Raw genomic sequence first — 22,592 nt, forward strand, 5'->3', positions numbered from 1 at the left:
GTCACGCGAGCCGCGAGGCGAGCTCGTCGATCTTGTCGGGACGGAAGCCCGACCAGTGGTCTTCATCGGTGATGACGACCGGCGCCTGGAGGTACCCCAGCGCCTTGACCTGCTCGAGGGCCGAAGGGTCCTCCGAAAGGTCGTGGATCTCGTATTCGATGCCCTTCGAGTCCAGTGCTCGGTAGGTCGCCGTGCACTGTACGCACGCAGGCTTTGTGTAGACGGTGATCGCCATATCGATCCTGTCTCTCCCCTCAGATCCGCTTGTTCTCCGGCAGGCCCCCCACCGGGAGTCCAATACTACATATGGGTACCGACATTCGATAGCACCACAAGGGCTAGTAGTTACATCAGTGTGATTTTCCACCGCTCTCCCCATGTACAACACAGGTTCTCCACCGTTTCATCCACAGGAGGAGCCCTGATCTCGAACCTGGAAAAAGCCTGAATCACGCGCTTTTCGGATGCCGCTCGCGCAGCTCTCCACAGGTGGGACGCTAAACGGGGCATCCGACATCGGATCTGCCTGTGGATGACCGTCTTCGGCGTGTCGCGGCGTGTCGCAGCCGGGCGCTAACGTTGTCGGGTGGCGGGCTACCGGGATCTTCTTCGCACACCGGGAGTCGGGCGCATCATCGCCGCCCAGCTCACCGCTCGGTTCCCGAACGGCATGACCAGCCTCGCGATCCTGCTGCACATCGAGTACGTCACGGGCTCCTACGGCGCGGCCGGTCTCGTGCTCGCCGCCGCATCGATCGGGCAGGCGATCGCCGGCCCCGTCACCAGCCGCTGGATGGGCCGCTGGGGCATGCGCCCCGTCATCACGGCCACCATGATCGTCTGCGCGCTGTCGATCACCGCCATCGCCCTCATCACCCTTCCCGTGCCCGGCTACATGGCGCTCGGCTTCGTCAGCGGACTCTCCACGCCGCCGATCCAGTCCGCCGCGCGAACGATCTACCCGAAGCTCGTCACGGCCAAGCAGCTGACACCGCTCTTCTCCCTCGACGCCTCACTGCAGGAGATCATCTGGATCATCGCCCCGGTGGTCATCACCCTCGTGGCGACGCAGGTCGGCACTGTCCCCGCCCTGCTGCTCATCGTCGTCATCCTCCTCGGCGGCGGCGCGTGGTTCGTCCTCTCCCCCGAGGTCGGGCGCGTCCGCATCCCGCGCAGCCGGCGCAGCATCGGCAAGGTCCTCACCAAGACGCCCGTGCTCCTCGCCACGGTCGTCGGGTTCCTGCTGATCGGCGCGTGCTCGGCGGTCGAGGCCGGCGTCGTGGCGACGTTCGACCACGGCGGACTCGAGGCGGGGATCGTGCTCGCGCTCTTCTCGGTCGGCAGCCTCGCAGGCGGCCTGTCGTTCGGGCACATCCCGATCGGCCCGTGGGCGATGGCGCGCCGGCTCGCGATCGTGACCGTCGGCCTCTCCCTCACCATCGTGTCGCTCGACGTGTTCTGGCTCGGCGGCACCCTCGTGCTCGCCGGCATCGGCATCGCCCCCGCCCTCGCGGTGCTCTTCGCGATGACCTCGGCGAGCGTCAAATTCAGCGACACCGCCGAGGCGTTCGGCTGGGTCGGCACCGGCCAGCTCATCGGCGCCGCGGCCGGATCGGCCATCGCCGGCTTCCTCATCGACGACATCGGGCCCACCGGTGCCTACATCGCGGCCACGGCGTTCGCGGTCGCCGGGCTCCTCGTCGCGATCGTGTTCGTCCGCGGATTCCCCGACCTCCGCGGCCGCGACGCGAGCCCCATCCCCGACACCGAGCCGGTCCACACGATCACCTGATCGACTGCCGAAGCCCGCCACAGCGATCCCATGGCCGCCGCATAGCCCGGTGGGGTTGCCTCGTTCCCATGAGAGACGACGACACCCGCTGGACCGACGCGAACGGCCGGGTCATCGACGAGGACCACCGCGGTCTCGTCTATGACATCCGCACGCTCATCGACCGCCGCCGTGCGCTGGGCATCTTCGGCGGGGTCGCCCTCACGAGCCTCCTCGCGGCATGCGGCGCCAAGAGCGAAGCGGATGCCTCGGACGGCCCGACTGCGTCGCCTTCCGCGACGGCGAGCGCGACGCCGAGTCCCACCGCGAGCGCCGCTGCCGAGGCATCCGTCCCCCTCGACGAGGTGCCCGACGAGACCGCGGGCCCGTACCCGGGCGACGGCTCGAACGGGGTGAACGTCCTCGACGACTCGGGCATCGTGCGCGCCGACATCCGCTCGAGCTTCGGATCGTCGACGACGACGGCGGCGGGTGTCCCGCTCACGATCGCGCTGACGGTGCGGGATGCCGCGACCGGCGCAGCTCTCGCGGGGCGCGGCGTCTACCTGTGGCACTGCGACCGGGAGGGCCGGTACTCGCTCTACAGTCAGGGCGTCGAGAACGAGAACTACCTGCGCGGCGTGCAGGAGACCGACCAGAACGGAACCGTGCGGTTCACGTCGATCTACCCGGCCTGCTACTCGGGCCGCTGGCCGCACATCCACTTCGAGGTGTACGAGGACGTCGCGACCGCCGTGGCTTCGGGTCCGATCGTCAAGACGTCGCAGATCGCCCTCCCGGACGAGACCAACGCGGCCGTGTACGCGACGGCGGGCTACGAGCAGAGTGTGCGCAACGCCTCCCAGGTGTCGCTGCAGAGCGACAACGTGTTCGGCGAAGACGGCGGCATCCACCAGATCGCGTCCATGTCGGGCTCGGTCTCGGCGGGATACATCGCGTCGCTCACGATCGGGGTGTGACCACGCGGCCGGGTCACGCGAGTCGGCGCAGCTGCTCCAGGAGCGCCAGGGCGTAGGCGTCGGCGGGCTCGGGATGCTCGAACACCCGCGCCGTGCCCGCGAGGTCGATCTCGACCTCGAACGCGTCGGGCAGTCGCCGCAGCGCCCGGAACGAGCGCCCGAGCATCTCGCGCAGCTGACTCTCGTGCGGCAGCCACAGCGCGTCCTCGAGCGCGACGGAGTCCAGCGCCCACTCGGTCGTGCCGTTGAAGGCGAGGATGCGCCCCGTCGGATACTCGCGCGGCTCGATGGTCATCTCGCTCACCGTGAAGACGTCGGCCTCGAACTCGGGCTCGTCCAGCTGGAAGCGGTCGCCCGAGCGCGGCCGCCACGACAGGCCGGCATCGCGCAGGGCCTGGGCCAGGTCGGTCGAGATCATGGGTCCATTGTCCCCGCGGCCGGGAGGTCAGGGGCCGACGCACCGGACGGCCCCCGGGGATCCGTAGCATGGCGGTATGCCTGCACCCGTGACGCTCCCCCGCCTCTCGTGGGGCGATCCCGCCGCCGAACGCCGCGCCCTGCTCGTCCACGGGCTGGGCTCGAACGCCCCCCTGATGTGGCGCTACGGGGTCGCGCTGGCCGACGCCGGCTGGCGCGCCGACGCGGTCGATCTGCGCGGACACGGCACGGCGCCGCGGACGCTGGACTACACGCTCACCGCCTACGGCGCCGACCTCGCCGCCACCCACCCGCACGACGGCGGCGCATGGGACCTCGTGATCGGCCATTCGCTCGGCGGCGCGGCGGCGACGCTGGCAGCGGCAGCCGATCCCTCGTGGACGCGGCACCTGGTGCTCATCGATCCCGCCCTCTCGCTGACCGACCACGACCGCGATGTCGTGCGCGCGAGCCAGGAGGACTCCTTCGCCGACCCGACGATGCGCGCGGTCCGGGCGGCGCACCCCGACTGGCACGACCAGGACGTCGAGCTCAAGGCGCTGTCGGCGCAGCAGGCGAGCCGGTGGGCCGTCGAGCAGACGAGCGCGCAGAATCCGGAATGGGACGTGACGGATGCCGCGGCCGCCCTGGCCGTGCCCACGCACGTGATCGCGTCCGACCCAGAGGTGTACAGCATCTTCGCCGGCAAGCCCGCCGAGTCCGTCGTCGCGGCCAACCCGCTGATCACGATGTCGGTGGTCGCCGGCGCCGGCCACTCGCCCCACCGCGACGAGCCCGAGGCCACGATCGCCGCCCTCCGCGAGGTGCTCGCGTGAGCGCGTTCGACCCCGAGGCGCTGCTGCCCGACGACCTCATCGCCCGCATCCGCGAGCGCGCCCCGATCCACGACCGCGACAACACGTTCCCCGACGCCGACCTGGCCGAGCTGCGCGAGGCCGGGTATCTCTCGATCCTCGTCCCCGCCGAGCTGGGGGGTGCGGGGCTCGGCCTCGCCGAAGCATCCGTCCTGCAGCAGCGGCTGGCCGGCGCCGCACCGGCGACGGCGCTCGCGGTGAACATGCACCTCGTCTGGACGGGCGTCGCCAAGGTGCTCGCCGACCGCGGCATCGACGCACTCCGGTTCGTCCAGGAGGGCGCGGCCGCGGGCGAGGTCTTCGCGTTCGGCATCAGCGAGGCGGGCAATGACCTGGTGCTGTTCGGCAGCGGGACGGATGCCGCTCCCCGCGCCGACGGAGGCTACGCCTTCACCGGCACGAAGATCTTCACCTCGCTCGCACCGGTGTGGACGCAGCTCGGCCTGCACGGCCTGGACACGACGTCGCCGGACGCCCCGAAGATGGTCTACGCCTTCGTGCCACGGGACGAGGAGGCCGCCGGCCGCGTGATCACGCGCGACGACTGGGACACCCTCGGGATGCGCGGCACGCAGTCGCGCACGACCGAGCTGCACGGCGCCGTCGCCCCCGCCGATCGGGTCGCGCGCCGCATCGACCCCGGCCCGAATCCCGATCCGCTCGTGTTCGGCATCTTCAGCGTCTTCGAGATCCTGCTGGCCTCGGTCTACACCGGCGTGGCGCGCCGCGCGCTCGACGTCGCGGTCGACGCGGCGGGGCGGCGGACATCGAAGAAGTCGGGCAAGCCGTACAGCCAGGATCCCGACATCCGCTGGCGCATCGCCGGAATGGCGCTGGCCTACGACGCGCTGCCACCGCAGCTGGATGCCCTCGCGCGCGATGTCGACGAGCGGGCCGATCACGTTGCGCGCTGGTTCTCGCTCCTCGCCGGCCTCAAGCACCGGGCCGTCGTCGCGGCGAAGTCGATCGTCGATGACGCCGTGCTGGTCGCGGGCGGATCCTCGTACTTCGCATCGCACGAGCTCGGCCGCCTCTACCGCGACGTGCTCGCCGGACTGTTCCATCCGAGCGACCCGGAATCGGCGCACGCGACCGTCGCATCGGCGTGGCTGGGACCGCTCGAGGACTGACCCTGTCGCGGGTGCGGGCGCGGGGCTAGACTCCGGCCAGCCGGTCGAACACGACCGCCGGGCATCACCTCCCCTCGCCGGGGCCGATCGAAATCGAGGCTGACATGTCAGCGATGCCCTTCCGCGCGCCCGCGCGCGCCCTCCGTGCCGGAACCGCCGCCCTCGCCGGGGCCGCGGTGATCGCCGTCGTCGCGCTGTCCGCCCCTGCCGCCACCGCCGCGCCGCCCTCGTACAACCTGCGCGGCGTCACCGTCGTCGACACCTTCGAGAGCGACGCGGACGGCGACGGTGTCGTGGACTACATCATGACGACGACGACCACCATCGACCGCCACGGGCGTGAGGAGCTGCGGGTCATGGCGAGCGACGTCGACGCCGACGGCGTGGTCGATTCGACGACGATCATCACCCCGACCTACGACCACCGCGGCCGGCAGACCCTCCTGACGGAGGAGACGTTCCAGGGCGCGGATCCGATCGCGGACTTCCGGACGACGTTCGAGTCCTTCTACGACGCGCGCGGCGACCTGCTGCGATCGGTCTACTCGGTGGACTACGACGCGGACGGGGTGATCGACGACTCCTCCGTGACCACGATCACGACGTCGAAGAACCCGGCCACGACAACGTACGCGATCACGGTCGATGCGGACGGCGACGGGGGCTCGGACGACCTCTCCTCCTCGTACGCGGAGTTCGACCGCCGAGGCAACCCGGTCCTGGACCGCCTCGCGATCGACATCGACTCGGACGGCGTCATCGACGGGGCCTACGAGGTGACCCGCACCTTCAGCGTGCGCGGCGCGATCCTGACGGCCCACGTCGAGACATCGGGGCTGTACGGGGACACCGCCGACGACACCACCTGGACCTATGCGAAGGGCGGGGTCCTGACCGGATGGGTCACCGTGAGCGAGGACGGCGAGGTGGCGACCACCGCGCTGACATATGACTCCGAGGCGCGCCTGATCGAGTACGTCGAGACCGTCGACGCCGAGGGCGACGGCGTCGTCGACTCGTCGATCACCAGCACCGACGTGTGGGAGGGAGACCTCCTCATCACGACGTCGCGGGTGAGCGTGGAGGCGATCGGCACGCCGGAGGAATCGGTCTCGGTGATCACACGGACGCACACGTACGACGCCGCGGGTCAGCTCGTCGCGATCCTGGACGAGGACGACAGCGACGGCGACGGCGATGCGGACCGGACCGAGAGCACGCAATACGGGTACGACGAGGCCGCGCGCATGGTGTCGGTGCTGATCCAGTTCGACGACGACGGCGACGGGGCGGCGGATCGGGCGATGCGCGAGCTGTACGTGTACGACGAGGACGGATTCCTGGGCCAGTGGTCGCAGGAGTACGACAACGACGGCGACGGGGTGTGGGACTCCCGCGACGTCACGACCACGACCATCTCGTAGCGGAGCATCTCGGGCGGGACGGGGGCCGCTGGCGCGGGCGGCCCTCGACCACAAGCCCCACCGCGCTTCGGAGGCGTCGTGCGAGGATGACGGCATGGCGCGCACTGCGACGGAACTGCTGAGCCCGGCCGATCAGGAGCGACGCCGCGGCCTGCGGCTCATGAAGGGCGTCGCCCTCGGCGCACTCGTCGGCATGGCGGTCGTGTTCGCGTTCTCGTTCGCGTTCCAGGCGCAGGTCCCCGCACTCGCGTACGTGCGCGCCGCCGCCGAGGGCGGGATGGTCGGCGCTCTCGCGGACTGGTTCGCGGTGACCGCGCTGTTCCGGCATCCGCTCGGCATCCCCATCCCCCACACCGCGATCATCCCCAGTCGCAAGGACGAGATCGGCCGCACGCTCGGGGAGTTCGTCGAGACGGAGTTCCTGCGCGGCGACGTCGTGCGGACGAAGCTCGACGCGACACCGATCTCGGCACGGCTGGGCGAGTGGCTGAGCGATCCCGAGCATGCCGAACGGGTCGCCGCCGAGGCATCCGTCATGGCCTCCGGTGTTCTCCAGGCGCTCAGCGACGACGACGTGCAGAGCGTGATCGAGGACCTCGCCCGAGAGCACCTCATCTCGCCGGAGTGGGGACCGCCGCTCGGGGCGTGGCTCGGGCGCATCGTCGAGTCGGGGGCGCACCACGGAGCGGTCGACCTCGCCGCCGAGACGATCGCCGCGTGGCTCGAGGCCAATCGCGCCTCGTTCACGGGGCTCGTGTCGCGACGGCTTCCCGGGTGGGTGCCCTCCATCGCGCACCGCCTGGTCGACGACACGGTCTACAACGAGGCGGTCAAGTTCGTCGCTGCGGTGCGGGCCGACCCGCAGCATCCGGCCCGCGGTGCCGTGGACGGGTACCTCGACCGGCTCGCCGAGAACCTGCAGCACGACCCGGGCACCATCGGCCGCCTCGAGGACGCGAAGTCGACGCTCTTCGACAGCCCGCGCATCCGGGAACTCGCCGCCGAAGCATGGAACACCGCCAAGGCCGGGCTGCTGGCCTCTCTCGCCGACCCCGCCAGCGGGCTGCGGCGCCGAGCGGCGACCGCGCTCGCGGAGATCGGCGAGCGGCTGACGACGGATGCCGCGCTCCAGCGCCGCGTGGACTCCTGGGTCACCGATGCCGCCGTGTTCCTCGTCGACCGGTACCGTCACGACATCGCCTCGATCATCACCGACACCGTCGAGCGGTGGGACCCGAACGAGACCACCGAGAAGATCGAGCTGATGGTCGGACGCGACCTGCAGTACATCCGCCTCAACGGCACGATCGTCGGCGCGCTGGCCGGGCTCGCGATCTTCTCCATCGCCCACGCATTCCTCGGCTGACCGCGCGACGATACCCTGGTCCCGTGGCCGCCGACCAGCTCCTCTTCAGCTACGGGACGCTCCAGAACCCCGATGTCCAGCTCGACACGTTCGGGCGCCGCCTCGCGGCGGAGGACGACGTCCTTCCCGGCTACACCGTGGACTACGCCGAGATCGAGGACACGCGCGTCGTCGACCTGTCGGGGATGTCGGTGCACCCGATCGTCCGCGCCACCGGCAGTCCGCTCGACAAGGTGGTCGGCAAGGCTCTGTGGGTGACCGACGACGAGCTCGACGCCGCCGACGAGTACGAGGTCGCGCTGTACCGTCGCGTCTCGGTCGTGCTCGCCAGCGGACGGTCTGCCTGGGTGTACGTCTCGGCGTGACACTCCCCGATCCCTCGACCCGCCCGGGTGTGCGCCTCGGCCTGAGGGCCGCGGCGGAGTAGCGTCGGAGGCGTGACGCTCTCCCACGATCCCCTGTGGCCACGGGCCGGCGGCTGGCCGGCACCCGCGACCGAATCCGGCGGCTGGGACGCCGTCCTGCTCGGCGTGCCGGCATGGCGCACGTCGCTCTCGCCGACGGGCGCGCACGCCACCCCCGCGGCCGTGCGCGACGCGCTCCGGCGCTTCAGTCCGACGCTGCTCGGCCCGCCGCCGGTCGACCTGGCCGAGAGCCTCCGCATCGCCGACGCCGGCGACATCGCGTCGCCCGACGGGCCGGAGGGCGAGGCATCCGTCCGCGCCGCGGTGCGGGAGCTGTCAGCGGATGCCGCGCTCGTCGTCGCCCTCGGCGGCGACAACTCCGCGACCTACGCCGTCGCGCAGGGCGCCGGCGCGACGGGGCTCATCACCCTCGACGCCCACTTCGATCTGCGCGACGGGGTCTCGAACGGCTCGCCGGTGCGCCGGCTCGTCGAGGACGGCCTGGACCCCCGGCGGATCGTGCAGCTCGGCATCGCCGACTTCGCCAACTCGGTCGCCTACGCCCAGCGCGCCGCCGACCTCGGGATCACGGTCGTCGGGCTCGACGAGGTGCGCCGAAGGGGCTCGGCCGACGTCGTAGCCGAGGCACTCGAGATCGCGGGCGCCGGAGGCGGCGGCATCCACCTCGACATCGACGTGGACGTGTGCGACCGCTCGGTGGCGCCGGGTTGCCCGGCCTCGGTGCCCGGCGGGCTCGCGGCCTGGGAGCTGCGCACGATCGTCCGGGCGGTGGCATCCGATCCCCGCGTGCGCAGCGCCGACATCGTCGAGGTGGACGCGACCGCCGACACACCCGATGGGCGCACCGTGCGGCTGGCGGCGCTGTGCGTGTTGGAGCTGCTCGCGGGCAGAGCGATCGCGGGAAGGGCGGTCGCCGCATGATCCGGCTCGCGCTCGTGCGGCACGCCAAGTCCGACTGGGGCGACGCGATGCTCGACGATCACGACCGTCCGCTGAACGAGCGCGGCTCCGGGGATGCGCCGCGCATGGCGCGGTGGTTCGCCGACACGGCCTTCCGGCCGGACGTGATCCTCTCGAGCACGGCGCTGCGCGCCCGCACGACCGCGGCCGCGTTCGGCGCGGCGACCGGCGTCGCGGTCCGGACCCAGGAGCGCCTCTACGGCGCACCGGCGGACGTGCTGCTCGCTGCCGCCGCCGAGGCGGGCTCCGAGGCGGTGATGGTGGTCGCGCACGACCCCGGCCTGAGCATGCTGGCCGAGCGCCTCTCGGACGGCGGCATCGCCCACATGCCCACCTGCGCGGTCGCGACGTTCCGGTGGAGCGCCGACGACTGGAACGCGGCAACGGCCCTCGACCCCGACGACTGGACCTTCGACACCCCGCGCTGAGGGCACGCCGGGGCGCCCGGCGCCTGCTCCTGGCTGCTGGCTTCTGACTCCTGGCTCCTGGCTCCTGCTCCTGGCTCCTGGCTCCTGGCTCCTGGCTCCTGGCTCCGCCGGGCGCATAACTCCTGCACTCTGCTCGCCCGGCGCCCCTTCCTCGGCGGAATTCCGCGAAGCCGCACCGTGTCGACCGCGATTCTGCAGGAGTTATGCGCCGCACGCGAGACGGAGCCCTGCCCCGCGGGCGCGCCCGGCCCCGCCCGAGCTAGACCCGGGCGCCGTCCTTCCACACCGTCCGCACGAGGGGCACGCCGGGCCGGTAGGCCAGGTGCACGCGCGTGGGCGCGGCCAGCAGCACGAGGTCGGCGCGCATGCCCGGAGCGATCGCGCCGACGTCGTCGCGACGCAGGGCCCGGGCGCCGCCGGCGGTCGCCGCCCACACCGCCTCGGCCGGCGTCATGCCCATCTCCCGCACCGCGAGCGCGACCATGAGAGGCATCGAGCTCGTGAAGCTCGATCCGGGGTTGCAGTCGCTCGCGAGGGCGACCGTGACGCCCGCGTCGATCAGCCGCCGCGCGTCGGGGTACGGCTGCCGCGTGGAGAACTCCACTCCCGGGAGGAGCGTCGCCACCGTCTCGGACTCCGCGAGGGCGGCGATGTCGGCGTCGTCGAGGTAGGTGCAGTGATCGACGGATGCCGCGCCCGCCGCGACCGCGAGGCGCACGCCTTCTCCGGGGCCGAGCTGGTTGCCGTGCACCCTCGGCAGCAGTCCGTGGGCCGCTCCGGCCGTCAGGATCCGGCGCGACTCGTCCGGCGTGAACGCCCCGCGCTCGCAGAACACGTCGATCCAGCGCGCGTGCGGGCGCACGGCCTCGAGCATCGGGCCGGTGACGAGATCCACGTACTCCTCGCGCCGGTCGGCGTACTCGGCCGGCACGACATGCGCGCCGAGGAACGTGACCTCCGAAGTGACCTCCGCGGCGAGACGGGCGAGGCGGGTCTCGTCCTCGACGGTGAGGCCGTAGCCGGTCTTGATCTCGAAGGTCGTCGTCCCCTGAGCGTGCAGCTCGGCGGTGAAACCCGCCAGCCGCGCGCGAAGCTCCTCGTCGCTGGCGGCACGCGTGGCCGCGACGGTGCGGCGTATGCCTCCCGCGGCATAGGGCGCGCCGGTCGTGCGCGCCTCGAACTCGTCGGCCCGGTCCCCGCCGAACACGAGGTGCGTGTGGCTGTCGACGAACCCCGGGAGCACCGCCTCGCCGTGGGCGTCGACGATCTCCGCCCCGGAGCGAGCGGCGGCTTGTGCCGGGGCATCCGTCATCCCGCCGACCCAGGCGATCCGCGATCCCTCGAGGAGCACCGCGGCGCCGTGCATCGTGCCGCACGGGTCGCCGTCGCGCGCGACGTTGGTGGTCAGCTCGCCGATGTTCGTGATGAGCGTCGCGGTCACGGTTGCCTCCTCTCGGTACGGGGTCTGCGTCAGTCGTCCAGCATCGGGACCTGCAGGCCGCGCTCGCGCGCGACCTCCTTGGCCCGGTCGTACCCGGCGTCGACGTGGCGCATGACGCCGGTTCCGGGGTCGTTCGTCAGCACGCGCGCGAGCTTCTCGGCGGCCAGTGGCGTCCCGTCGGCGACCGTGACCTGCCCGGCGTGGATCGAGCGTCCGATGCCGACGCCGCCGCCGTGGTGGATCGACACCCACGCCGCGCCCGAGGCGGTGTTGAGGAGGGCGTTGAGCAGCGGCCAGTCGGCGATCGCGTCCGAACCGTCCGCCATCGCCTCGGTCTCGCGGTACGGCGAGGCGACCGACCCCGCATCGAGGTGGTCCCGGCCGATCACGATGGGACCGGCGAGCTCGCCGGACGCCACCATCTCGTTGAACTTCAGCCCGGCGAGGTGGCGCTCCTGGTAGCCGAGCCAGCAGATGCGCGCCGGCAGCCCCTCGAAGTGCACGGCCTCGCCGGCCTTGTCGAGCCAGCGCACGAGCCCCGCGTTGTCGGGGAAGAGCGCCTTGACGGCCTCGTCGGTCTTGCGGATGTCCTCCGGGTCACCCGAGAGCGCCACCCACCGGAACGGTCCGCGGCCCTCGGCGAACTGCGGCCGGATATACGCCGGCACGAATCCGGGGAATGCGAAGGCCCGCTCGAACCCGCCCAGCTGCGCCTCGGCGCGGATCGAGTTGCCGTAGTCGAACACCTCGGCTCCGGCATCCTGGAATCCGACCATCGCCGCCACGTGCTTGGCCATGCTCCCTCGCGCGCGGGCGGTGAAGCCTTCGGGATCGCGGGATGCCTCGGCCCTCCAGTCCTCGAAGGCTATCCCCACCGGCAGGTAGGCGAGGGGGTCGTGCGCGCTCGTCTGGTCGGTCACGATGTCGACCTCGAGCTCTCCGGCCCGGTGGCGCAGGAGCAGGTCGCCGAACACCTCGGCGGCGTTGCCGACGACGCCGACCGAGAGGGCCTCGCCCGCGGCCTTCGCGGCGGCGACGCGGGCCACGGCGGCTTCGAGGTCGGTCGTGTACTCGTCGAGGTAGCCGTGCTCCACGCGGCGCGCGAGGCGGGACTCGTCGACGTCGACGATGAGCACCGCGCCGCCGTTGAGCGTGACGGCCAGCGGCTGCGCGCCGCCCATGCCGCCGGCGCCGCCGGTGAGCGTGAGCGTGCCCGAGAGGTCCTCGCGCCCGAGAGACCGCGCCACGGCGGCGAATGTCTCGTACGTGCCCTGGAGGATTCCCTGCGTGCCGATGTAGATCCACGACCCGGCCGTCATCTGCCCGTACATCGTCAGGCCGAGCGCCTCGAGCCTGCGGAACTCCGGCCACGTCGCCCAGTCGCCCACGAGGTTCGAGTTCGCGATGAGCACCCGCGGCGCCCACTCGTGCGTGCGGAAGACGCCGACGGGCTTGCCCGACTGCACCAGCAGCGTCTCGTCGGGCTCGAGCTCGTCGAGGGTGCGCACGATCGCGTCGTAGGCCTCCCAGCTGCGGGCGGCCTTGCCGGTCCCGCCGTACACGACGAGGTCCTCGGGGTGCTCGGCGACCTCGGGGTCGAGGTTGTTCATGAGCATGCGCTTGGCGGCCTCGGCGCCCCAGCTCTTCGCGGTGCGCTCGGGTCCGCGCGGCGCGCGGACGGTGCGGGCGGTCTCTGTGGCGGTCATCGTCACTCCTTCGTGGTCGTGCCGGGGGTGGTGGACGGGCGGCGGACCGTTCCCGCAATCAGGCGATTCGACGGAATCAGGCTCATGTCGGTCGGATCCGCCTGATCTCACCGGATCGCCTGATCCGGTTCGAGCCCGGTGTTCTCGAACGCGGCCCGCGCCACGGCGCCCGAAGCCACGAGCGCGGTGACGGCCTCCATGTCGGGCGAGAGGAACCGGTCGCGTCCGGGGCCGTCGACGCCGGCGGCGCGCACCAGGTCGCGCACCGCTCCGGTCGCGCGCCCGGGACGCAGGGGGGCACGCAGGTCGAGCGCCCGCGCCCCGGTGAGGACCTCGATCGCGAGCACCCGGGCGAGCCCGTCGATCCCGCGGCGCAGCTTGCGCGCGGCCGCCCACCCCATCGAGACGTGGTCCTCCTGCATCGCACTGGAGGGGATCGAGTCGACGGATGCCGGGACGGCGAGGCGCTTGAGCTCCGACACGATCCCCGCCGCGGCGTACTGGGCGATCATCAGGCCCGAGTCCACCCCCACCTCGTGGGCGAGGAACGGCGGCAGGCCGTGGCTGCGGGCCGGGTCGAGCGCGCGATCGGTGCGACGCTCCGAGATCGAGGCGACGTCGGCGACGGCGATCGCGAGGAAGTCGAGCACGTACGCCACGGGAGCGCCGTGGAAGTTGCCGTTGGACTCGACCCGCCCGTCATCGGTGATGACGGGATTGTCGACGGCCGCCGCGAGCTCGCGCGAGGCGATCAGCCGGGCGTGATCGGCGGTGTCCCGCGCGGCGCCGTGCACCTGTGGCGAGCAGCGCAGCGAGTAGGCGTCCTGCACGCGCGTGCACACGGCCGGATCGCGGTGCGAAGCGACGATCGGCGAGCCCGCGAGCACGGCGCGCAGGTTCGCGGCCGATGCCGCCTGCCCGAGCTGCGGCCGCAGCGCCTGCAGGTCGGCGGCGAACACCGCATCGGTGCCGAGCTGCGACTCCACCGACATCGCGGCCGCGACGTCGGCCGTGTCGAGCAGCACCGACAGATCGTGCAGCGCGAGGAGCAGCATCCCGAGCATGCCGTCCGTGCCGTTGATGAGGGCGAGCCCTTCCTTCTCGCGCAGGACGAGGGGCGGGACGGATGCCGCGGCCAGCGCGTCCGAGGCATCCACCTCGGTCCCGTCGGCGTCGCGCACCCGACCCTCGCCCATCGAGGCGAGCGCGACGTGCGACAGGGGCGCGAGGTCTCCCGAGCAGCCGAGGGATCCGTATTCCCGCACGATCGGGGTGATGCCGGCGTTGAGCATCGCGGCGTAGGTCTCGACGACGACGGGGCGGACGCCGGTGTGCCCGGTGGCGAGGGTCTGCAGGCGCAGCAGCTGGAGCGCGCGGACGACCTCGCGCTCGACCTCGGGTCCGGTGCCGGCGGCGTGGCTGCGGATCAGGCTCTCCTGCAGCTGGAGGCGGCGGTCCGGGGCGATGAACGTCGTGGCGAGCGCGCCGAACCCCGTCGAGATGCCGTAGTGCGGGTCAGGGTCGTCCGCCAGACCTTCGACGAGGGCGCGCGCGGCGGCGACGCGCGCGAGGGCTTCGGGGGCCACTTCGACGCGGGCGTCGTGGCGCGCCACCGCGACGACGTCCTCGGGGGTCAGGGGGGCGACGCCGACGGTGACGACGCGCGAGTCGGTGACGGTGGTCATGGGTCGATTCCACACCGTCGCCCTGGCATCCGACACGGGGTCGTGGCATCCTGTGTCTGGTATGCCAGACAAAGGCCCGTCCTCGCGCCCGCAGGTCCCCGCGGCAGATCAGACACTGCGGATCCTGTCCTTCCTCGCGCGTCAGCGCGGGCCCGCGGCGGCGAGCACGATCTCGTCGACGCTCGGCATCCCCCGATCGAGCGTCTACCACCTGCTCGACGCTCTGGCCGCCCACGGGTTCGTCATCCACTTCCCGTCGGATCGGCGATGGGGACTCGGCACGGCCGCCTTCGAGCTCGCCGGCGGCTACTCGCGCCAGCAGCCCCTCGCCCGCCTCGGCCGCCCCCTCGTCGCCGCGCTCGCCGACCGGGCGGGCGAGAGCGCACACCTGGCCGTGATGACCGGCCGGGACGTGCTCTACATCGTCGAGGAGCGCGCCCCGCGCCGCCCCGCGCTCGTCACCGACGTGGGCGTGCGGCTGCCCGGCCATCTCACCGCGACCGGCCGGGCGATGCTCGCCACGCTCCCGCGCGAGCAGGTCAGGGCGCTGTATCCGGATGCCTCGTCTTTCGCCGACCGCACCGGCCGGGGTCCGTCGCGCCCCGGCGAGCTGCGGGACGTGCTGCGCGAGGTGCGTGCGCGGGGGTACGCCGTAGAGGACGGCGAGGTCACGCTCGGGCTGCGCTCGGTCGGCGTCGTCGTGCGCGACCACGCCGGCTGGCCCGCCGCCGCCCTCGCGCTCACCTGGCCCGTCGACGCGGAGCGCGACGCCGCTGCGCTCGCCGCCCTGCTGGGCGACACCGCCCGCGAACTCGAGCGCCGCATCGGCCGCCACTGACCCCCTCTCTCATCCGTTTGTGCGGGCGAGTGTGCGCTCGGGCCGACGATCAGGCGCGCAAACGCCCGCACAAACGGACCAGGAACGGAGGTCAGCGGATCACGAGGCGGGGCTCGACGAGCACGTGCGCCTCGCCCGCAGCTGCCGCACGCGGGGCCACGATGCTGCCGGTCGCCCCCATGAGCAGCTCGAGGACGCCCGCCGCGACCTGCTCGGGCAGCTGCTCGACGCTGCTGATGCCGATGGCCTCGGCCGCCGGGGTGTTGTCGAAGCCGACCACGGGCAGATCCGCCCGGCCGGCCGCGGCCGTGGCGAGGTGAGCACCGATCGCGAGAGAGTCGCTCACGCACACGATCCCGTCGACCTCCGCCTCGGCGAGCAGGTCGGCCGTCAACGTGCGCGCCTCGCCGACGCTCTCCCGGCACGTGCGGCGCTCCCCGGTCGCCCCGGCGGCGGCCATCGCCTCGCGCCAGCCGCGCTCGCGGTCGTCCCCGGTCCCCGAGCCCCGCGGCCAGCCCAGAAATGCGATGCGCGGACCGGCGATCGCGAGCAGGTGCTCCGTCGCGGCGCGCGTGCCGGCGGCGCCGTCGACGTCCACCCACAGGTGCGCGGGCTGCGCGACGTCGTCGTCGCCCCACGGCCTGCCGAACGCGACGAACGGCACGCCGCGCTCGGCGAGCCAGCGCGTGCGGGGGTCGCCGTGGAAGGTGCCCGTGATCACGACCGCGTCGATCTCGCCGCCCTCGGTGAGCTCGCCCATGCGCTGGATCTCCTCGCCGGGACTGCGCGCGGCGTACAGCTGGATGCGCATCCCCCGCGCGCCGGCGTGCTCGGTCAGGGCGTGCACGAAACGGTCCAGCACGACGCCCGAGATCCCGCCCGCGTAGGGATCGAGATGGATGCCGATGGTCGAGCTGCGCCGCGTGCGCAGGCGTCGCGCGGCCATGTGGGGCCGATAGCCGAGCTCGGCGATCGCCGCCTCCACGCGCTCTCTGGTCGAGGCGCGGACGATACCGGGCGTGTTGATCACGTTCGACACCGTCTGGCGCGAGACACCGGCCACCAGCGCGACGTCCTCCACCGTCGGAAGCTTCGACATCGCACCCCCTCACGCGGACCGTCATCGCTCGAGAGGCATCCTATGCGCGATAGAACCCCCTTGACAGGAGGGTCGCGGTCTTCTTACGGTATGTCTCGCACGAAACTTTGATCGTTCAAAGTCCGGAGCGCGCATGCAGCCTCCGCGCGGCGATCACGCGAACGCGATCAAAGGGGTCGAGAGTGACCCGTCACGGCTCATCGAAGGAGAGAGACTCATGACACGGCAACACACACGCGCCTGGCTCGGTGCGGGAGCCCTGGTGCTCACCGGCACGCTGGCCCTCACCGGATGCGGCTCGGGCTTCGACGACGAGGGCGGCACCGGGTCGACCGGCGACGCGGGCGAACTCACGTCGAGCGACGACGCGCTCTCGATCCTCATCGGATCCTCGGGCGACGCCGAGACCGCCGCGGTCGAAGAGGCCGTCGCGGCGTGGTCCGAGGAGTCGGGGGTCGAGGCATCCGTCCAGGTCGCCAACGACCTCCCCCAGCAGCTGTCGCAGGGCTTCGCGGCGGGCTCGCCGCCGGACCTGTTCTACCTCGCGTCCGAGGCGCTGGCCGGCTACGCCGGGAACGGCTCGCTCATCGCCTACGGCGACCTGCTCGAGAACAAGGACGACTTCTACCCCTCGCTCGTCGAGAACTTCACCGTCGACGACCAGTTCTACTGCGCCCCGAAGGACTTCTCGACCCTGCAGCTCATCATCAACAAGGGGCTGTGGGATGCCGCGGGCCTGACCGACGACGACGTCCCCACCACGTGGGACGAGCTGGCCGAGGTCGCCCAGACGCTCACCACCGACGGGGTGACGGGTCTGGCGTTCGGCGCCGAGTATCAGCGTCTCGGGGCGTTCATGGCGCAGGCGGGCGGCCAGCTCGTCAGCGATGACGGCACCGAGGCCGTCGCCAACAGCGCGGAGAACGTCGAGGCCCTCACCTACGTGCAGGAGCAGATGAACGCCGGCAGCTTCGCCTACGCGACGACCGACCTCGGCGCCGGCTGGGGCGGCGAGGCATTCGGCCAGGAGCTGGCCGCGATGACCATCGAGGGCAACTGGATCACCGGCGCACTGTCGAACGACTTCCCCGACGTGGAGTACGTCGTCGCCGAGCTGCCGGCGGGTCCGGCCGGCCAGGGAACGATGCAGTTCACGAACTGCTGGGGAATGGCCGCCGACAGCCCCAACCAGCAGGCGGCCCTCGAGCTGGTGGAGTACCTGACCACCGCCGAGCAGCAGCTCGCGTTCTCCGAGGCCTTCGGACCGATGCCCTCGGTGCAGTCGGCCGCCGACCAGTGGACGGCGGACAACCCCGACCTGGCCGCATTCCTGGCGGGAGCGGACTACGCGAAGGGCGTACCCACGAACGACGGCATCGCCGCGGTCATCACCGACTTCAACGCCTCGCTCGAAGGGCTGAAGTCCGGCGATCCGCAGGAGATCCTCGACACGGTCCAGGCCAACACCGAAGCGGTCGTGGACTGACCCCATGACCGCGACAGCGACGGCGCCTTCCCGCGTCCGGCGCCCCCGAAACGGGCTCCGGCGCGGGGAGGCGCTGGCCGGGTGGGTGTTCACGGGACCGGTCCTGATCATCCTCGGCGTCTTCCTCCTGATCCCGGTGCTCATGGCGCTGTGGGTCAGCTTCTCCGACTGGTCGGGGCGCGGCAGCCCGTTCTCCGGCAACGTGAGCTTCGTGGGCTTCGACAACTACGCCGCCGTCACCGTCGACGGCGGCCTGCCCACCCGCGACTTCGGCATCGCCCTGCGCAACAACGCGTGGTACGTGCTGCTCGTGGTCCCGCTCCAGACGGCGCTCGCGCTGTTCCTCGCGGTGCTGGTCAACCGGGCGATCCTCCGCGGCCGCGGGTTCTTCCGCACCGCGTTCTACTTCCCCTCGGTGACCAGCACCGTCGCGATCACCGTGCTGTGGCTGTTCCTGTTCTCGGCTTCCGGAGTCGTCAACGAGGTCCTCTCGTGGATCGGCATCAACGGCCCGAACTGGTTCAGCGACCCCAGCGGCATCATCCACAACGGTCTCGCCTCGGTCGGCGTGACCGAGGGTCCGGCCGTGCTCACCGACAACGACTTCCTCGGACTGTCCTGGTGGCAGTGGCTCGGCGGGCCCTCCGTGGCGATGACCGCCCTGATCTTCATGGCGGTCTTCACGACGAGCGGCACCTTCATGCTCCTGTTCGTCGCGGCGCTGCAGAACATCGGCGGCGAGATCCAGGAGGCGGCGATGATGGACGGCGCCAATGGCTGGCAGCGCTTCTGGCGCGTGACGCTGCCGCAGCTGCGGCCGACCCTGTTCACCGTGATCACGCTGGGACTCATCGGCTGCTGGCAGATCTACGACCAGATCTACACCGGCACGCAGGGCACGCCCGCCAAGACGACGATGACCCCCGCGTACCTCTCGTACACGTCGGCCTTCCTCGACCAGGACTGGGGCCAGGGCGCCGCGATCGCCTTCATCCTCTTCGCGATCATCGTGGCGTTCACCGCGTTCCAGCGGTGGGTGCTCCGTGAGCGCCCGGTGTCCAAGCGCCGTGCCCGGCAGTACCAGCTGCCCACCCGGCCGTCGACCGCGTCTCCGGCGGTCGCGGCATCCGCCCGGGTGCCCACGGTTCCGGAGCCGACCGACGTGCCCGAGCCGACGGACAAGGGAGCAAAGCCATGACCGGAACGACGCTGTCCGAGTCGCTGGTGCTCAACCAGGAGCAGCCGCGCCTCGAGAAGCCGACCAGGCAGCGCATCCTCTCGCGCCGCATCGTGTGGCAGATCCTCCTGTACGCACTGCTCATCGTGCTCGCGGTGATCTACATCTACCCGTTCCTCGTGCAGGTGGCGACGTCCTTCAAGACCGAGGCCGAGGCCGCCGCCGATCCGATCTCGCTGATCCCGCAGACCATCACGTTCGCGGCGTACGAGCGGCTCTTCGGCAACAGCGATTACCCGGTGTGGTTCGCCAACTCGACGATCGTGACGATCTGCGTGACCCTCGGCCGCGTGTTCTTCGTGTCGCTCGCCGGCTACGCCCTCGCGCGGCTGCAGTTCCGCGGGCGCGGGATCGTGTTCGCCGCGGTCATCGCGGTGATGGCGGTGCCGGGCGTGGTGCTCCTCATCCCGAAGTTCCTCGTGATCAATCAGCTCGGCATCTACGACACCTACGCCGGCATGATCATCCCGCTGCTCGTGGACGCGGCCGGCGTGTTCATCATGAAGAACTTCTTCGAGTCCATCCCGGTCTCGGTGGAGGAGCAGGCGCGCATCGACGGCGCCGGTGCGTTCCGGATCTTCTGGTCGGTCGTGCTGCCGATGGCCCGGCCGGCGCTCATCACCATCGTGATCCTGTCGTTCCAGGGTTCATGGAACGAGCTGAGTCACTTCATCGTGTCGACGCAGTCGCCCGAGCTGACCACGCTGACGAAGGGCGTCGCCTCACTGGCGTCCAATCAGCTGGGCCAGGGTCAGCAGTACCCGATCAAGCTCGCCGCTGCGGCGATCATGACCATTCCCGTCGCGGTGATGTTCTTCATCTTCCAGCGGCAGATCATGAACACCTCCGAAGGAGCCGTCAAGGGATGACCCCCGCCCACGACGAGGCCTCGCCGCCTCTTCAGCCCCTGCTCGACGATGCCGTCATCGTGCTGCGCGCGCCCACCCAGGTGTGGTCGGGACGCGACGGCGAGATCGGGACGCAGCCGATCGACGGCGTGTACCACGGGGATGTGCGCCATGTCCGGGCTCTCTCGGTCACATGCCGCGACTCGCCGGTGGAGTGGATCTCAGCGGCGGCCGACGGACCGTCCCGCGTGGTCTTCGGCGGTCTGCTGCGCGGGGTCGACGACGCCACGCCCGACCCGAAGGTGCGGATCGTCCGGGACCGCCGGGTGGCAGACGGCGAGCTGACCGAGACCTGGACCGTGCGCTCGCGCCTGGCCGGACCGATCGACACCGCCCTGACGCTCGAGGTCGAGCCGGAGTTCGCGTCGCTGCACGACGTCAAGGCGGGCATCGCCTCGCCGCAGCCGTTCGAGGTGCAGACGACGGATGCCTCAGCCACGGCGCATTCGGGTGAGCAGTCGTTCGCGCTCACGGCCGGCGGCGCCGGCGTGCGGGCGGCCGGCGGGCGACTTCGTGTCGAATGGCCGGTCCGCGTGGAGGCGGGGGGCGAGGCATCCGTCTCGTTCACCCTCGCGCTGCACGACGCGACCCTCGTCGTCCACGGGGCGCGCGAGCCCTGGGCGGGGACGGTGGCGCGCCCGGCGGCGACTCCGGAACCTCGACTGGACCGCTGGCTCGACACCGCTATGGGAGACCTGGACGCGCTGCGGCTCACGACGTCTGGCGAGGGCGGGGACGTGTTCTTCGCCGCGGGGGCGCCGTGGTTCTTCACGTTGTTCGGACGCGACTCGCTGTGGGCGGCGCGGCTGGTGCTGCCGCTCGACGCCGGGATCGCGGCATCCACGCTCCGCGCTCTCGCGGCCATGCAGGGCACGCACGACGACCCGGCGACGGCGCAGGAGCCGGGCAAGATCCTGCACGAGCTGCGTGCTTCGGCGCTGGAGATGCCCGGAGAGGGCATCGTGCTGCCGCCGCAGTACTACGGCAGCGTCGACTCGACGCCCCTGTGGGTGTGCCTCCTCGCCGACGCGTGGCGAGCGGGGATGCCGGAGGCCGAGGTGCGCGCGCTGCTTCCCGCGCTGCGCGGGGCGCTGCGCTGGATCCTGGAGCACGGCGACAGCGACGGCGACGGGTTCCTCGACTACATCGACCGCAGTGGCCGCGGGCTGGCCAATCAGGGCTGGAAGGACTCGGGCGACTCGATCCAGTGGCGCAACGGGCGCCTCGCGGACGGGCCGATCGCACTGTGCGAGGTGCAGGGCTACGCGTATGAGGCGGCGCTGTCCGGCGCCGAGGTGCTGGCGGCGTTCGGCGGCGCCGACGAGGGTGTCCTCGCGCCGGAGGCGCTGCGGACGTGGGCGGCGGAGCTTCGGGACAGGTTCCGCGCAGCGTACTGGGTGGAGACGCCCGAGGGGCACTACCCCGCGATCGCCCTCGATCGCGACAAGCGCCCGGTCGACGCGCTCACGAGCAACATCGGGCACCTGATCGGCACGGGCATCCTCGACGCCGACGAGGAGCGCGAGGTCGCGGAGCTGCTCGCGGGATCCTCGATGTCGACCGGGTTCGGCATCCGCACGATGTCGACGGGAGCCGCCGGATACTGGCCGCTGTCGTATCACGGCGGCAGCGTCTGGACCCACGACACCGCGATCGTCGCGCGTGCCCTGCACCGTGCCGGGCTGGACGGGCATGCGCGCAGCGTCGCGGAGGGGATGCTCGCCGCGGCCGACGGCTTCGCCTATCGCGTGCCCGAGCTGCATGCCGGGGATCCGGCGTCGGAGTCGTCCGTGCCGACGCCGTACCCGGCGGCGTGCCGACCGCAGGCCTGGTCGGCGGCGGCAGCCGTCGTGTGCCTCGAGATCCTCGGGGATCCGGCCTGAGTCAGTCGACCTTCGCGACCGTGCCACCGGTCAGGGCGACGAGCTCGTCGTAGGTCAGGGGGAAGACCGTGTGCGGGGTGCCGCCGGCGGCCCAGATCTCGTCGTAGCGCGCGAGGTCCTCATCGATCACAGTGGTGAGCGGCGACGGATGCCCCGTGGGCGCCACTCCCCCGATGGCCTGGCCGGTGGCCTCCCGCACCTGCTCCGGGGTCGCGCGGCGGATGCTGCCTCGCCCGAGGCGCTCCGCGAGTGCGGCGGTGTCGACGCGGTGGGCGCCGCTCGTCATCACGAGCAGCGGCTCGTCGTCCGACCAGAACACGAGGCTGTTGGCGATCGCGCCCACCTCGATCCCGAGGGCGGCTGCGGCGAGCGCGGCGGTGGATGCGGCATCCGGGAGCACCACGATGTCGCCGGTGATGCCGGCGGCGCGGAGCGAGTCGTGGACGAGGCGGCTGCGGGCGGGGAGGTGGGAGGTCACGCGCTCAGCCTACGAGGATGCCGGGCACGCGATCGTCGGAGGGTCGGGCGTCGTC

21 protein-coding genes are annotated in these 22,592 nt (G+C 71.8%); 14 read left to right on the forward strand and 7 right to left on the reverse strand.

Going from position 1 to position 22,592, the window contains the following annotated elements; translation table 11 throughout:
- Nucleotide 1: 1 nt before the first annotated feature.
- Nucleotides 2-235 (reverse strand): glutaredoxin-like protein NrdH, encoded by a 234-nt coding sequence (gene nrdH, locus ACE3O1_RS01185; RefSeq protein WP_019181042.1) that lies wholly within the window; start codon nucleotides 233-235, stop codon nucleotides 2-4.
- Between the two features lie 351 nt (nucleotides 236-586).
- Here nrdH and ACE3O1_RS01190 point away from each other — a divergent pair, with 351 nt between their 5' ends.
- Together ACE3O1_RS01190 and ACE3O1_RS01195 are read left to right on the forward strand one after the other, a co-directional pair.
- On the forward strand, nucleotides 587-1,792 hold the full coding sequence (locus ACE3O1_RS01190; RefSeq protein ID WP_374311591.1) for an MFS transporter: 1,206 nt from the start codon (nucleotides 587-589) through the stop codon (nucleotides 1,790-1,792).
- A gap of 68 nt (nucleotides 1,793-1,860) precedes the next feature.
- A complete protein-coding gene (locus tag ACE3O1_RS01195) occupies nucleotides 1,861-2,751 on the forward strand; it encodes a 3,4-dioxygenase subunit beta (protein WP_374311593.1) in 891 nt (296 codons plus the stop codon).
- Nucleotides 2,752-2,764: 13 nt separating this feature from the next.
- Here the strand turns inward: ACE3O1_RS01195 and ACE3O1_RS01200 are convergent, their stop codons facing one another.
- Entirely contained in the window at nucleotides 2,765-3,169 is a 405-nt protein-coding gene (locus ACE3O1_RS01200) for a pilus assembly protein CpaE (protein ID WP_374311596.1), read from the reverse strand.
- A gap of 76 nt (nucleotides 3,170-3,245) precedes the next feature.
- On the opposite strand from ACE3O1_RS01200, the gene ACE3O1_RS01205 reads away from it, so the two are divergent.
- The 7 genes from ACE3O1_RS01205 to ACE3O1_RS01235 all read left to right on the forward strand — a co-directional run bounded on the left by ACE3O1_RS01205 (nucleotide 3,246) and on the right by ACE3O1_RS01235 (nucleotide 9,776).
- Complete coding sequence (locus ACE3O1_RS01205; protein WP_374311598.1) at nucleotides 3,246-4,004, forward strand: alpha/beta fold hydrolase; 759 nt, start codon at nucleotides 3,246-3,248, stop codon at nucleotides 4,002-4,004.
- Nucleotides 4,001-5,173 carry an acyl-CoA dehydrogenase family protein gene (locus ACE3O1_RS01210; RefSeq protein WP_374311600.1) on the forward strand — a complete coding sequence of 391 codons (1,173 nt, stop codon included), beginning with the start codon at nucleotides 4,001-4,003 and terminating at the stop codon, nucleotides 5,171-5,173. Before ACE3O1_RS01205 ends, ACE3O1_RS01210 begins: the two co-directional genes overlap by 4 nt.
- Nucleotides 5,174-5,277: 104 nt before the next feature.
- Nucleotides 5,278-6,597: a hypothetical protein gene (locus ACE3O1_RS01215; RefSeq protein ID WP_374311602.1), complete on the forward strand. Its 1,320-nt coding sequence runs from the start codon at nucleotides 5,278-5,280 to the stop codon at nucleotides 6,595-6,597.
- A 94-nt stretch (nucleotides 6,598-6,691) separates the two neighbouring features.
- Nucleotides 6,692-7,963 carry a DUF445 domain-containing protein gene (locus tag ACE3O1_RS01220; protein WP_374311604.1) on the forward strand — a complete coding sequence of 424 codons (1,272 nt, stop codon included), beginning with the start codon at nucleotides 6,692-6,694 and terminating at the stop codon, nucleotides 7,961-7,963.
- A 23-nt stretch (nucleotides 7,964-7,986) separates the two neighbouring features.
- The gene (locus tag ACE3O1_RS01225) at nucleotides 7,987-8,328 is read left to right on the forward strand and encodes a gamma-glutamylcyclotransferase family protein (RefSeq protein WP_374311606.1); all 342 of its coding nucleotides are present in this window, start codon (nucleotides 7,987-7,989) and stop codon (nucleotides 8,326-8,328) included.
- Nucleotides 8,329-8,400: 72 nt separating this feature from the next.
- Nucleotides 8,401-9,309, forward strand: a complete 909-nt coding sequence (locus ACE3O1_RS01230) for an agmatinase family protein (RefSeq protein ID WP_374311608.1) — start codon at nucleotides 8,401-8,403, stop codon at nucleotides 9,307-9,309.
- Nucleotides 9,306-9,776, forward strand: coding sequence for a histidine phosphatase family protein (locus tag ACE3O1_RS01235; protein ID WP_374311610.1), 471 nt, complete (start codon nucleotides 9,306-9,308; stop codon nucleotides 9,774-9,776). Before ACE3O1_RS01230 ends, ACE3O1_RS01235 begins: the two co-directional genes overlap by 4 nt.
- 259 nt (nucleotides 9,777-10,035) lie before the next feature.
- Here ACE3O1_RS01235 and hutI read toward each other — a convergent pair whose 3' ends face one another.
- The 3 genes from hutI to hutH form a co-directional block, all read right to left on the reverse strand.
- Entirely contained in the window at nucleotides 10,036-11,217 is a 1,182-nt protein-coding gene (gene hutI, locus ACE3O1_RS01240) for an imidazolonepropionase (protein ID WP_374311612.1), read from the reverse strand.
- A gap of 29 nt (nucleotides 11,218-11,246) precedes the next feature.
- Nucleotides 11,247-12,923 (reverse strand): urocanate hydratase, encoded by a 1,677-nt coding sequence (gene hutU / locus ACE3O1_RS01245; protein ID WP_374311614.1) that lies wholly within the window; start codon nucleotides 12,921-12,923, stop codon nucleotides 11,247-11,249.
- 107 nt (nucleotides 12,924-13,030) lie between these two features.
- On the reverse strand, nucleotides 13,031-14,608 hold the full coding sequence (gene hutH, locus ACE3O1_RS01250; RefSeq protein WP_374311616.1) for a histidine ammonia-lyase: 1,578 nt from the start codon (nucleotides 14,606-14,608) through the stop codon (nucleotides 13,031-13,033).
- A gap of 61 nt (nucleotides 14,609-14,669) precedes the next feature.
- Here hutH and ACE3O1_RS01255 point away from each other — a divergent pair, with 61 nt between their 5' ends.
- Nucleotides 14,670-15,446 carry an IclR family transcriptional regulator gene (locus ACE3O1_RS01255; RefSeq protein WP_374311619.1) on the forward strand — a complete coding sequence of 259 codons (777 nt, stop codon included), beginning with the start codon at nucleotides 14,670-14,672 and terminating at the stop codon, nucleotides 15,444-15,446.
- A gap of 91 nt (nucleotides 15,447-15,537) precedes the next feature.
- On the opposite strand, the gene ACE3O1_RS01260 is transcribed toward ACE3O1_RS01255, so the two are convergent.
- Entirely contained in the window at nucleotides 15,538-16,545 is a 1,008-nt protein-coding gene (locus ACE3O1_RS01260; protein ID WP_374311621.1) for a LacI family DNA-binding transcriptional regulator, read from the reverse strand.
- A 217-nt stretch (nucleotides 16,546-16,762) separates the two neighbouring features.
- Between ACE3O1_RS01260 and ACE3O1_RS01265 the strand changes: the two genes are divergently transcribed.
- The 4 genes from ACE3O1_RS01265 to ACE3O1_RS01280 are packed head-to-tail and all read left to right on the forward strand — an operon-like array spanning nucleotide 16,763 to nucleotide 22,059.
- Entirely contained in the window at nucleotides 16,763-18,031 is a 1,269-nt protein-coding gene (locus ACE3O1_RS01265; RefSeq protein WP_374311623.1) for an extracellular solute-binding protein, read from the forward strand.
- Nucleotides 18,032-18,035: 4 nt separating this feature from the next.
- Nucleotides 18,036-19,229 (forward strand): carbohydrate ABC transporter permease, encoded by a 1,194-nt coding sequence (locus ACE3O1_RS01270; RefSeq protein ID WP_374311625.1) that lies wholly within the window; start codon nucleotides 18,036-18,038, stop codon nucleotides 19,227-19,229.
- Nucleotides 19,226-20,137: a carbohydrate ABC transporter permease gene (locus tag ACE3O1_RS01275; RefSeq protein WP_374311627.1), complete on the forward strand. Its 912-nt coding sequence runs from the start codon at nucleotides 19,226-19,228 to the stop codon at nucleotides 20,135-20,137. Before ACE3O1_RS01270 ends, ACE3O1_RS01275 begins: the two co-directional genes overlap by 4 nt.
- Nucleotides 20,134-22,059: a glycogen debranching N-terminal domain-containing protein gene (locus ACE3O1_RS01280; RefSeq protein ID WP_374311629.1), complete on the forward strand. Its 1,926-nt coding sequence runs from the start codon at nucleotides 20,134-20,136 to the stop codon at nucleotides 22,057-22,059. Before ACE3O1_RS01275 ends, ACE3O1_RS01280 begins: the two co-directional genes overlap by 4 nt.
- 1 nt (nucleotide 22,060) lies before the next feature.
- Here the strand turns inward: ACE3O1_RS01280 and ACE3O1_RS01285 are convergent, their stop codons facing one another.
- Nucleotides 22,061-22,537 (reverse strand): YbaK/EbsC family protein, encoded by a 477-nt coding sequence (locus ACE3O1_RS01285; RefSeq protein WP_374311631.1) that lies wholly within the window; start codon nucleotides 22,535-22,537, stop codon nucleotides 22,061-22,063.
- Nucleotides 22,538-22,592 lie beyond the last annotated feature (55 nt).

The sequence above is a fragment of the Microbacterium sp. genome (assembly GCF_041909575.1).
GTDB lineage: Bacteria > Actinomycetota > Actinomycetes > Actinomycetales > Microbacteriaceae > Microbacterium.